Annotated in this window: 9 protein-coding genes and 1 pseudogene; 4 read left to right on the top strand and 6 right to left on the bottom strand. The window is 45.8% G+C overall.

What is annotated here, in order from left to right:
• Positions 1 to 213 precede the first annotated feature (213 nt).
• Positions 214 to 1,107, bottom strand: coding sequence for a succinate--CoA ligase subunit alpha (locus RH949_RS13355; protein WP_446353704.1), 894 nt, complete (start codon positions 1,105 to 1,107; stop codon positions 214 to 216).
• A 255-nt stretch (positions 1,108 to 1,362) separates the two neighbouring features.
• Positions 1,363 to 2,616, bottom strand: coding sequence for an ATP-grasp domain-containing protein (locus tag RH949_RS13350; protein ID WP_446353702.1), 1,254 nt, complete (start codon positions 2,614 to 2,616; stop codon positions 1,363 to 1,365).
• A gap of 319 nt (positions 2,617 to 2,935) precedes the next feature.
• On the opposite strand from RH949_RS13350, the gene RH949_RS13345 reads away from it, so the two are divergent.
• From RH949_RS13345 to lysS, 4 genes are all read left to right on the top strand, one after another.
• Positions 2,936 to 3,631: a rhomboid family intramembrane serine protease gene (locus RH949_RS13345; protein WP_446353700.1), complete on the top strand. Its 696-nt coding sequence runs from the start codon at positions 2,936 to 2,938 to the stop codon at positions 3,629 to 3,631.
• 348 nt (positions 3,632 to 3,979) lie between these two features.
• Positions 3,980 to 4,711 (top strand): rhomboid family intramembrane serine protease, encoded by a 732-nt coding sequence (locus tag RH949_RS13340; protein WP_446353698.1) that lies wholly within the window; start codon positions 3,980 to 3,982, stop codon positions 4,709 to 4,711.
• 33 nt (positions 4,712 to 4,744) lie between these two features.
• Positions 4,745 to 5,098, top strand: coding sequence for a hypothetical protein (locus RH949_RS13335; protein WP_446353696.1), 354 nt, complete (start codon positions 4,745 to 4,747; stop codon positions 5,096 to 5,098).
• 779 nt (positions 5,099 to 5,877) lie between these two features.
• Entirely contained in the window at positions 5,878 to 7,038 is a 1,161-nt protein-coding gene (gene lysS, locus RH949_RS13330) for a homocitrate synthase (protein WP_446353694.1), read from the top strand.
• On the opposite strand, the gene RH949_RS13325 is transcribed toward lysS, so the two are convergent.
• The 4 genes and pseudogenes from RH949_RS13325 to RH949_RS13310 all read right to left on the bottom strand — a co-directional run.
• On the bottom strand, positions 7,001 to 8,242 hold the full coding sequence (locus tag RH949_RS13325) for an AbrB family transcriptional regulator (RefSeq protein WP_006099136.1): 1,242 nt from the start codon (positions 8,240 to 8,242) through the stop codon (positions 7,001 to 7,003). The two genes, lysS and RH949_RS13325, sit on opposite strands and share 38 nt — an antisense overlap.
• Before the next feature lie 379 nt (positions 8,243 to 8,621).
• On the bottom strand, positions 8,622 to 10,847 hold the full coding sequence (locus RH949_RS13320; RefSeq protein ID WP_446353692.1) for a GumC family protein: 2,226 nt from the start codon (positions 10,845 to 10,847) through the stop codon (positions 8,622 to 8,624).
• 277 nt (positions 10,848 to 11,124) lie between these two features.
• The gene (locus RH949_RS13315) at positions 11,125 to 12,330 is read right to left on the bottom strand and encodes a polysaccharide biosynthesis/export family protein (protein WP_446353706.1); all 1,206 of its coding nucleotides are present in this window, start codon (positions 12,328 to 12,330) and stop codon (positions 11,125 to 11,127) included.
• A gap of 25 nt (positions 12,331 to 12,355) precedes the next feature.
• Positions 12,356 to 12,603, bottom strand: a pseudogene (locus RH949_RS13310) (OmpA family protein); the annotation flags it as partial.

Raw genomic sequence — 12,603 nt, 5'->3', positions numbered from 1 at the left:
GGCAGAATTACTGATGGGTAGGTTTGTCTAGGTTTTTAGAAGCGGCAGCATCCAGACAAATAAAAAAGGAGAGCCCTAAAATTAGGCGACTCTCCCGATCATCAGGGTGCATCTACATAACACAGTATAGCACTGTGGGGGTGGGGGGTGTCACCCCCTATTTGATTTTTTTTCGCTGAAGTTCTGTTCCCTGTTGCCCGTTCCCCGTTCCCTTTAATGGTATTTGAGCGCCTTTTTCACCAAGTCAGGAATTTTGGAAGGATACTCAGCTACAGGTATATTTGTCTGTTTGAACGCCGCCACCTTATGTTGAGCCGTTGTTGTATTCGCGATCGGTCCTGATAACTGAGCCGCGATAATGGCACTGGTATCCCCGACTTGTTTGTCTTCAGGGGTATATTGTCCCGCAACATAAGCAATAACGGGTTTCTCTATGGCTTGGGCAATAAACTCTGCGGTTTCATCTTCACTATCGCCCCCCGTCTGATCCACTAAGACAATCGCTTCTGTCCGTTTATCTTGGGCTAAAATCTCCAGCCACTGACGAAATGACGAGGCGATAATGGCTTCACTACCGAGATTCACGGCGATGGACTGTCCAAGTTTAGCTTGGGTTAACGCCAAAGCCACTTCATAAGTGAGAGTACTGACCCGGCTAATCACACCAATTGTACCGGGCGTATAAAATTCACACTCCTGAGTCCCCAGTAACAGTTTTCCTGGCACAATAATCCCAGAACTACTCGGTCCCACAATCAAGGTTTCCCTGGCTTGGGCTTTGGCTAGCAAGTGAATCATATCTAGAGGTGGAATACCACCCGTCACTAGAATAATGGGTGACAAGCCAGAATCTATCGCTTCTAACGCTGCATCCAAGGCGCTGTAGGATTCGGCAAAAATAACCGTGGCGTCGCAATATCCAACTTCGGATAACGCCTCTTCTACCAGGTCAAAGACGGGAATCCCATGCAACGTCTGTCCTCCCTGACCTGCACTAACCCCAGCCACTAGATTTGTGCCATACGCTTTCATGCGGGCGGCATAATAAGATCCGATGGGTTGGGTGATGCCCTGAACCAGGATTTTCATGTCTGGTGTGAATTTCATAGGCGTTGGATGCAGCAATGTAGTAGATGCGATCAACAATATCAGTAAAGGTTTGGCGCAAGGGGTTAACTATAGGATACCGATAAGTACTGGTTATTCGTCTTATGTCATTCGTCACACTCACTTCTCTCCTAGCAAGCTAAGTCTTATGTTGCACAACGATCGCATTCCCAATTCAGTCAGGGTGGGTTGAGTCACATCGGGGCGGAAAAAAACGATAATAGTGAAACCCGCCCCTACACACTCACAACTCTTTCAACTTGCCAGAGAAATCGCTTGTGCCACTGCCTGATCCAAGTTACCCATCCAGTGTACAGGGAGTGCCGCTAAACGGTCTTGGATAGTGTCTATTTTGCCGTTGGCTAAGCGAATGACTAGGTGAGGTAACTCTGTCCTAGATAAAGATTTCGGAGTGAGATGGCGGCGGCGACGATTGGGTGAGTCACGGGAGTGCAATTTTCCTGTCGTTGGTGTTTTGGCGGGATCTACTGCACTGACTCCGGAGTTATTTTCATCTTTCGATAGTAGATAACTGGCAATTACCTCAGCCACGGCTTCACTAGCTGCTTCGTTGCTCAAAATATTCACTAAGACAACTTGGATATTTTGAGTATCTGTCAATTGCTGCAAGGCATTTTGTAACTGTTGGACGGGAGAGGCGGCGGACGGTACATCCCAACTGGCATAACCGTCTACAATTAAACAGCTTGCTGGCTTACCTTTGGCTTTGTACACTAAATCCAATGTGGCGGCAGCAAGACAAGGACTGTTACACAGAATCCCAATATTTCCTTGATTATCCGTCCATTGCAGATCCGTTGGTTGGTCGGCGGGTTGGGGAGTGTGGGTGAGGCTTGATGCCAGGTTTGCCAACTCGGATTGGCGTCCTAAAGCGTGATCATTGACAGCAATTTTGCCATCTAGCGCCATGACTTCATGGTTAGCACTGACGCCAAGGGGATTAATCTCCACTAAATCCAGGTCTTTTTGGAGCAGAAGTTGATACATTTTCTGGACAATATCGCTGACTGATTCGATCAGATCACCTTGCAGTCCCATTTTGAAGGCTAGACGTCGGGCGTAAAAGGGAGAGAAGTCTTCCTCTACAACGACTCGCTGCATCTGTGCCATGACGTTTTCTACATGGATACCACCTTGGCATGAACCCAACAAAACGGGGCGTCTTAAGGTGTAGTCGAGGATAACCGCTAGATAGAATTCTTGCTCAGCATCATAATGGGATTCCGCTAGCAGCACGTTGGGATACTTGCCGAGAATGGATAGATTAAAAATAGCCCGTGCGGTGGCGATCGCGTCAATCGTATTTTCCACTGTCCGGATACCACCCGCTCTACCCCGCCCACCTTTGGGGACTTGGGATTTGAGAACCACGGGATAGGGAATGTCTAACTGCTTGAGATCTCTGGGATGGTCGATGCATTGAGAGGGCAAGACGGGAATGCCGATCTCGCGGAATAAGGCTTTGGCTTGGTACTCTAGTAAGTCCATGAATTTAGATGTTCAGCTAAGGGTGTCTTCTTAAAGGGTAAGAACTCTTAGCCTTTAACGTTACAAAAACCTGACTATAACAGCCACTCATTCACCCTGATGGTTGCTCAATCTGCCGGACGGGATTGAGATTGCCAATTAATATGATAAAGTGTTCTTATCAGTTTTGCTCAACTAATCCTCCTGTAGGGTATCGTAGGAATGGGCAGTCGGGCATCGCCGCTGAAAAGGTAATTGGTATAATATTTGACTATACTTTTACCAACTATAATTTTACTCAAATACTGTCTTTGAGATTCCATAATTCATAATTCATACTGTGTTCCCCATTAGTGATGATAATCCGACGCGCATTACTCCTTATGTAACCTACGCGCTCATTGCTGCAAATATTGCGGTTTTTATCCATCAATTACTTTTAACACCACCCCAGCTTAATGCATTTTTCCACCTGTATGCGGTTGTACCCAAAGAGTTAAGCGCTAGCTTTGAGGGAATTCCGGTCAATCAACCCGTGCCAGAATGGTTTACCTTGATCAGTTCTCAGTTTCTTCATGGGGGATTTTTGCATATTGGCGGCAATATGTTGTTTTTATGGATTTTTGGCAACAACATTGAAGAGCGCCTGGGTCATATTAAGTACTTCATCTTTTACATTGCTTGTGGTATACTTGCCGCTCTGTCTCAGTGGTTTTTCTCCATGGAATCCGGGATTCCATCCCTAGGAGCGAGTGGTGCGATCGCGGGAGTGATGGGTGCTTATATTCTCAGGTTTCCTAGGGCTCAAATCAATACCTTAATCTTTTTAGGGTATTTCGTCACCACCATTCGATTACCTGCTGTTTTATACTTAGGATTATGGTTTGTCCAACAAGCGTTTAGTGGCGTAGCGAGTGTCAGCGTGCAAACGGATGTAGGAACGGAAACTGGAGGAATCGCTTACTGGGCTCATGCTGGCGGTTTTGTGTTCGGAGCCATCCTGGGTCCTTTATTTGGATTATTGTCTGAAGATTAATTGATAAGCTGTTCGGCATTTAAACCTTAATGTCAATAAGGGTGAAAGCCTTGTAGTGCGTTAAGCGAAGCCATGCCGCAGGCTTTGCATCTTGCTCGCTACTAATACCCAATTTAAATGCATAACAGCTTATTTGTCATTCGTCATACTCGCGCTCAACGAGCAATCAAGCTACGTCATACTCAAGGGAGCGCCAAACCAGTTACACCATACTCGCGCTCAACGAGCAAGCAAGCTAAATCTTACCTAAAGGTTTAAGGACTATTTCCATAAGTTGATATAATTAGGTTTGTATCCATCAACAGACTTAAATAATTAGTTGTTGATTTGTCAGGGAGAAAGAGGCTTATGGTTCCATTACGGGATGAAAATCCAATCAAAATTACACCATACATCACTTATACGTTAATTGCAATTAATGTCTTAGTTTTTATTTTTGAGCTAACATTAAATTCTCAACAACTGGATGTATTTTTCCATCTATTTGCTGTTGTTCCGAAAGAACTGACAGCGAGTTTGAACGGAATTACGGTAAATCAACCGATACCTGAACCGCTGACGTTAATCACAGCCCAGTTCCTCCATGCGGGGTTTACCCATGTGGGATTCAATATGTTATTTCTCTGGATTTTTGGCAATAATATTGAAGAAGAACTAGGTCGGTTCAAGTTTGTGATATTTTATCTAACCTGTGGCGTATTAGCCAGTTTAACCCAGTGGTTTTTCTCCGCCCAATCGGGGATTCCGTCTCTGGGTGCCAGTGGTGCGATCGCGGGCGTGATGGGGGCTTATATTCTTAAGTTTCCCAATGCTAAAGTGGTTACATTAATTCCCCTAGGCTTCTTTTTTACTACGCTAAGATTACCATCTGTCTTCTTCCTCGGATTTTGGTTCTTGCAGCAAGCTTTTAATGGATTAGCCATGTTAGAAGCCCCAGCCAATGTGGGGATGGAAAATGGAGGTATCGCTTACTGGGCGCACGCTGGCGGGTTTGTCTTTGGTGCTGTCCTCGGTCCTTTGTTAGGATTATTTTCTGATGATACAAAATCATCATTTGGGGATTCCCAAAATCTTTCTTGAACGTTGAAATAAGTAAGATTAAATACAAGGGTCATGATTGAGTCGGTCAAAGACGTGTTTTGTTCACTTCCAGAATCCGTCAAGGCAATAATCTACCTAGGCATTCCTCTATTTGACAGCGCCCACAATTTTTACTGGATTTATATTGGATTCAGTTTAATTATACTCTTAGGATTATACCGAATCTCTCATCCCAATCCGGTCAATTTTTCTTGGCGAGATTTACTGAGTTACTGTTTACCCGCCTCTATTTACACTCACAAATCGGCAATCTTAGACTATCAGTGTTATTTCATTAATGGACTGATAAAAATCATTATCAGTCTAACGCTTCTGATTAGTGTAACGGAAATAGTAGCGAATTCCGGGAAAATGAAAGAGAGTTAGTCGCTGAATTAAGCCCTCAACTAAAGTTGGGGCTAAAAGCTTAAACCCGTTTAAACGGGTTGAATGATTTACCCGGTAAGCGTGTTACCGAGCGAAGCCGAAGTAAGCCGAAGTAAGCCGAAGTAAGTCTAGGTGTTCCCTAATCTCAACCGTTAATTTTAATTGTGTCCACCTACTTAGCCGAGTACCCGATCTGAGAATAAGCATATTGTAGTTATTTATACTCTATTAATTGTTAAATTCAGATAGATTTTTGTGGGATAGTACAGGTTGAAAAGATTTATAAAATCAGTAGTTTAAGAGATAATCCGTCCTGGAGACCTCCGATACTATATAGTAATCCTCCGCAAGGTTGTGGCGATTTTCAAAACTGAAACCCTTGCTGTACTGGGGTTTCAATCCGTTCACTAGAGTAATCCTACTCACGGGGTGACAAGATAGCTGAAGTGTTGAGCTATCCTGCTTTTAGCCCATTTTTTCTCGTCACAGATAGGGTCAAAGATAGGAGTTTGTCTCTGGGGGACCAGCCCCCCAGACCCCCCGATGGGGGACGAGCGCCTCCCCCATACCCCCTGCGCAACGCTTCGCTAATCCCATACCTCATCCGGTGGTCTTCATCTGTCAATAAGGATGTCAATAAGACTTTATCTTTGGAGATATTGATGTCGCTCAAAGCCTTACTTTCAAGAGTTTAAGACTGCTTGTCACCCCTTCAGGTAATCCTATTTAGGATTGCTATATGGAAGTGATAAGTTACCACAAATAAAAGGACAACATCAATGTCACTTAGTCAATTTTCAATTATAGAAACGACACTACGGGAAGGAGAACAATTTTGTGGGGCTAACTTTTCATCACAGGATAGAGTAGAAATTGCTAGGGCGCTTGACGAGTTCGGAGTTGAATATATTGAAGTCACCTCTCCTTGTGCTTCACCTCAATCCCGTCAAGATTGTCAGCATCTGGCTCAATTGGGTTTGTACGCCAAAGTGATGACCCATATTCGCTGTCATTTAGAGGATGCAAAAGTAGCACTCGATACAGGCGTTAACGGAATTAATCTGTTCTTTGGCACCTCCAGTTTTCTGCGCCAGTTTGGTCATGGAAAGAGTATAAGTCAAATTGTTGATCGGGCAACGGAAGTCATTACCTTTATCCATGATCAAAGTCCGGAAACAGAGTTACGCTTTTCTACAGAAGATTCCTTTCGCAGTTTGCTTCCGGATTTACTCCAGGTTTATTGTGCTATCGATAAACTCGGCATGGTGAATCGTTTCGGTTTAGCGGATACCGTTGGTGTCGCCACTCCCAATCAAGTCTTTAATTTAGTCCAGACACTGCGCCAACATACAAATACCGATATTGAATTCCATGGTCATAATGACACAGGTTGTGCGATCGCGAATAGCTACGCCGCCTTAGAAGCGGGTGCAACTCATATCGATACCACCGTCTTGGGAATTGGGGAACGGAATGGAATCACCCCCCTAGCTGGATTCATCGCCCGTCTCTACACTATTAACCCGGAGCAATTGCAGTGGAAATATCGCCTACCCCAACTTCTATCACTGCATCAACTGGTCGCCGATAAAGTGGGTATGGCAATTCCAGCTAACCACTATATTATCGGTTCTGCCGCATTTAACCATAAGGCGGGGGTTCATGCCAAAGCGATGCTGAATAATCCCCAGACTTACGAATCCCTTAATCCCAATGATTTTGGATTATCCCGTTCCTTTGTAATTAATCATAAATTAACAGGTCGTCATGCGATCGCCAATCGCGCCAGTCAACTCGGATTAGACTTCGACCCCTTCCAAATTCAGGCAATAACTCAAACCATTAAAACTTTAGCTGACCAACAACAACTGACCCTAGAGAATGTCGATGAGATATTGCGTTCTACTTTCCCGATGCAACAGAGTCACAATTCGGCTTAAGGGTTGATTGTTCTTGGGTGATCACAGGTTCGATGCTATAGGTTTGTTCATTCGCCGCTTTGGTACGCTTAACCAACAACGCCACTAACCATGGTGCAAGCATCAGGATACTTAACATCCGAGTTAATTGCATGGCTAATACCAATCCGGTGTCACCGCCTAACTGCATAACGGTAGCCACCATTGCCTCAGTTCCTCCCGGCGTGAATCCTAAAATAGCCGTTGCCATATCCACATCGGTGACGCAATGAAAGCCATAGCCAATCCCTAAACAGATGATAATTAACCCCGTGACTAATCCGATTTCAATTAAGACAGCTTTGCCTAGTTTGCGGGCGGTTTGCCAGTCAAACTGTACCCCAACCGATAATCCAATCAGTAATAGTCCACCTGCGAATAAAGGTTGAGGCATTTGTACTTGATTTGGCAATGCCCAAAATGCGGCTAATCCTACCAGAAAGGGACCGAAAAATCCAGGGGAAGGTAGACGGAATCGCTTTCCTGCCCAAATTCCCAGGATACCGCACCCAGCGAGAATTAAAAGACTCAACGCTAGGGGTAAGGTGGTCAAGGTGCTGGCTGGGGTGACAGTGGCGGTGGCTAACGTATCGGGGTTGGCGGGAACCAGCAGGATAGCGGCGCTAGGCATGATTAACACAACCAGCAAAACTCGGATATATTGAAGTAGAGCAACCGCGATCGCATCCGCTCCCATTTCTTCACTCATGACCACAATGCTGGAGGCTGCACCGGGTATAAATCCAAGTAAACTGGTAGTGCGATCAATCCCAGCCCAACGACTTAAGAGATATCCATTAAATAGACTCAGACTCCCGGTAAGCAAAACACAGAGTAATAAAGGTACGGCGTAGGTTGTTGCTACACTAATGGTTTCTGGAGAAAAGCGAGTGGCTGTCACTAAACCAACAACAATTTGTCCGATGAGTTTAAAACTTGAAGGTAAAGGTTGGCGGCGTCCTAAGCTGATAGCATAGCCAATTCCTACCAACATCGGACCCAGTAGCCAACCGACGGGGACATGCAGCCAGTTAAAGAGTAAGCCGACGCCAATTGCGGTGATGATCTGCTGTGTAATTCTTTTGGTTTGGGGCAAATTGTCAACGAGTTTCTCTCTCCAACGGGAAAGACGGTCTTGATTGGGTATCGAGGGGGATTCTGGTAATGAGGAGAGTTGCCAAACCACAGAGATTAATAAATAGAGTATAAAAAACTTAACAATTCTATTCTATCATTTGTATCGATGAGGGTGTGGGGTATGGAGGGTGGGGTATTTACGGTAGAGTGTTGGGTTTTGGGTGTCGAGAGTGGGGTGTAGGTTGGGTAGAGCGTAAGCGAAACCCAACAGGTTCATGGGGTGACAAGCTAGCTGTAGTGTTAAGCCTTCCTGCTTTTAGCCCATTTCTTCTTGTCACAGATAGGGTCAAAGATAGCAGTTTTTTCTGGGGCTTCGCTAATCCCATACCTCATCCGGTGGTCTTCATCTGTCAATAAGGATGTGAATAAGACTTCATCAAGGTGAACTTCCTAATCAACATAAGACATAAGACATAAGACGAATGACATCAAGAGCGTGTAGCCCCTGTCGGAATTGGCTCCTCTTGTTCTTCTTCTAATTCCTCATCTTCAAAGGCATCTTCGTCTTCGTCTTCATACTCCAGTTCAATATCCTCCTCAACCTCAGTAGCGCTGACTGGAATCGAGGTATCCGCACCATTGATAATCGCCCCTAATAGCGGTGATGGCTCGGTTTCAGTTAATTCTTGAGCTGCCAGATTCAGGATTGATTTCTCGCTGTAACCCGGTCGGGTGACGAGTACCATCCCATCGGCTAGGGGTTCGAGCAACAGGGTATCATTGGACAGGGAGAGCGCTGGACTATCAATGACCACGAAGTCAAAGCGATTGCGAGCATCGCGGATAAGCTGTTGGAATTCTCGCGATTCTAGGATAGCAGCGGCTTGTTTTTGGGGTCCGGGACTGGGTACGATATAGAGATTCTGAATATTTGGGGCTAACTGAATGCAAGCACTCTTAGAGCCGTAGTACGGTAAGGGTTGGGTCTTTGCTTCCGGTTCAGGGGTGACGTGGTGGAAATGCGCTTGGGAGGATGAGCGCAAATCGGCTTCAATTAATAGAGTACGCTTACCCGCATGGGCTGACGCGATCGCTAAATTATAAGCGGTGGTGCTTTTACCCTCTCCGTTAACCGTGCTGGCGATTAACACCACTTTCAAGGATTTATTTTCCCCACTACAAAGCTTACTGCGGAACCGTTCGTACACCTCTAAATAAGGTGAACTTGACTTGAGTAAAATACCCGTTTGTCCCAAATCTGGATCAATGCTCATCACCACAGGCAATTCTGCCAAGACAGGGACATCATGTTGTGCCAGCAATTGCTGGATTTCTTTCGCCGCGTAGAGTTTGCTATCCAAGATAGCTAGGATGAGAATCACGCCAGCCGCCGCGACTAAGCCGACAAAGGTTCCCCCGGCGAGGATGACAATCGGATTAGTTGATTCTTTCCCGCCTTTCTTCTGGACATTCGGAGGCTGACTAACGCTTAGATAGCTCACGGTTTCCGCTTCGGCGGCTTTGGCATCGATGAGTTTAGACTGTAGTGTGTTGTAGAAGTTTTGTTTGAGCTGAAACTGCTGCTGCAAGCGCACCTGCTCAAGCTGCCTAGTGGGAATCTGTTGATAGTCTTGAAGCAGTTCCTGTCCAATTCTTTTGGTCGTTTCCAGTTGATCTTGCAGGGTATCGCGTTGGGTTGATAATGACACCAACGTGTCAGCCAACTGTTTCCGGGCGGGGTCAAGGCTGCTATCGGCTCGGATTTGCGGCGGGGTTAAAGCTTCGCCCCCACTGTTCCCCTGAATCACCTCGGCGGCTCGTCGTGCCAGCATTGCTTCATACGTCCGTTGCTGTCGCTGTAACTCTTGTACATTCGGGTGTTGGTCTTTATACCCTTGACTCTTGAGCAGTTCTTCCTGAGTTTCAATTTGTTGCAATTGTCCGCGCAAGCCAGCGATGGTGGGATCAGCGCTGAGAGCAGAGTTCGTATAGGCTTGGTCAGCCGTCAACCCCAACCGCCTCTGCAAGCTAGCCATCTGACTCTCAATTCCTTCTAGAGTCTGTTGCAGTTGGCGTTGCTGTTGTTGGTTGGCACTAATTTGTGCCAGCAAGCTGTTATCTTCAGCTAGGGCTAAGGCTGCACCCTCAATCCGGTTAAAGGTTTCCAGTTCTTCTTGTGCCTGTTTTAGTTCTTCTTCTGCCTCGGCTGAGCGTGTTTCAATTGAGTCAATAATCGCTTGCAGTCGTCCGGTATTAATCAAACGACTTTGCTCGATTATTTTCTGCATCAGCACTTCTACAGTTTTGACGGCTTGTTCTGGATCGTCATCAGTGTAAATCACTCTTATTATTGATGGAATCGAGGCTTCTCCGTCTTTTCCTGATTTGTCGGACTTCCATTCCACATTCTCAATGATTTCTTTAGGATTACCACCTACAGCTATAGCTGTAGCTTTAATCACGTTTTCCTGTAGAAGATTCTCTTTTGTAAGCCCTTGAGTCCCTACCTGCTTAATTTGCTCTCCAGTTTGGGAAAAAATTTGAGGAGTGGTTACCGACAAATCTCCCCAACCCTCGTAAGATACAGCACTGGGGGGAGAAGGCATAATCGCCACAACGCCCGATCCGCCAGTAATTAGCGCAAAAACACCGATGCCAATGAATTTATAACGATCAAGGGCGATTAAATAGCGTTTAATTAAGGGGATAGTCATAGCAATTTCAGGCTAACGAGTCGTGCAAGCGGAGTCTAGGAGAGGATGCGCCGAATAGATGTATACTAAATTAAGGCAACTCATGTCAAAGTGTCTGTGCTTGTATTCTAGCTCAGCACCTTTGTAGGAGGATAGCAGAAAGGATGCGATCGCACAGCGATTCAACCAAACTACCGAGCAATGTCTTGTCCGGATAACAAATTGCATCTCTTCCCTGCGCCCAGACGTAGCATGCTACGTCTCTACATTGCTTCCCACAATGCTTATTCAGCAAGCCCTAGTTATTATTCCCTGAGCCAAACACATTCCCGACATTTTCAAAAAAGTTGCGAAATCCCAGAAAATCGCTAAAGGGTCGAGTCACTAAACGCAAAGCATAGTTGACTTTAGCGATAAGGCTACGACCGACAACAATAACATCTTCATTCTGCAAGGGGACATTTTGCGCCAAATCACCCATGAGGACAGCTTTCCCATCAATCTCCTGGGTCACGACTTTACCCTGTTCCGGATCAAACCGCATTAAGGCAATTTTACCTAAATCCGCATCGTCTAAACTTGGCGCTAGCGAGGTCAACGCATCGATAAAATTACTTCCATTGGGTAAATTCAGGTTGCCAATTCGACCATTAGGATAACTCAAGACTCGCAGCGTAATTTGTGGTGTCGCAAGCGTTGAGCGAGAGGCAAGACTGCGGTCATAATCCGTCGTTGTACCGGTTTCTAATTCCAATACGACGACAGAATCCCCATCTCGGAGACGCACATCCGGTAAGGATGTCGCATTTTGCAGCGGTGTAAATAAATCAATCTGTTGTTCAATAATCGAATTATTCGCAGGAGAACGCCGACGCACGATGACAGTACGCAAGTCAGCCAGATTCGTGGTTCCACCAGCCGCTTGCAGAGCCGCCGTAAGCTGAGAACCGGGTGCTAGGGAATAATAACCAGGTCGAGTCACTTCACCTGCAATGGTGACTGTGGCGGAACGCAATCCGGCTAGAACCACCGTTACATCTGGGTCAACCACAAATTCATTAAAGGCGGTGGCTAATCTATCTTCAACTTGGTCGGGAGTAAGTCCGAGGACGTTAATTTTACCGACTAAGGGAACTAATATATTCCCTTGTAAATCAATTGTGCCGGAAAAATTAAGGTCAGGATAGCGTTCTACCGTAACTGCGATGGAATCACCAATACCGAGAACATATTCATTAAATTGATTATCCGGGACTCGTTGCGGTGATTCTTCTGGATAACCGAGGGGTGGCGGTGGCGCAAAGGGATCAGGAACATTAATATTGACTCCCTCTGTCGGACTATTAATATCTTGTGGAGGTGGCAAGGTGGGAAGTTGAGCCTGTTCTCGTTTGGCAGTTGATACTGAAGGTTCTGTTATTCTCTGAGACGTTGCCCAAGCAATTGAATTAATTTGCCCTAACCAGCCAATTGCTATTAATGTGCCGACAGCATACCAATTCACTTTAGTCAAAATTATTCCCTCCACATCACTCAATTATCAGGACGGGTTTAGCCACAATTATCAGGGCGGGTTTAGCCACAATTATCAGGACGGGTTTAGCCACAATTATCAGGGCGGGTTTAGCCACAATTATCAGGGCGGGTTTAGCCACAATTATCAGGGCGGGTTTAGGGACAATTGTAGGGGCGGGTTTAGGGACAATTGTAGGGGCGGGTTTAGGGACAATTGTAGGGGCGGGTTTAGGGACAATTGTAGGGGCGGGTTTAGGGACAA

The organism is Coleofasciculus sp. A1-SPW-01 (assembly GCF_040217205.1).
Taxonomy (GTDB): Bacteria; Cyanobacteriota; Cyanobacteriia; order Cyanobacteriales; family Coleofasciculaceae; genus Coleofasciculus; species Coleofasciculus chthonoplastes_A.
Note: the sequence above shows the minus strand (reverse complement) of the source record. Positions and strands in the feature narration are given on the sequence as shown.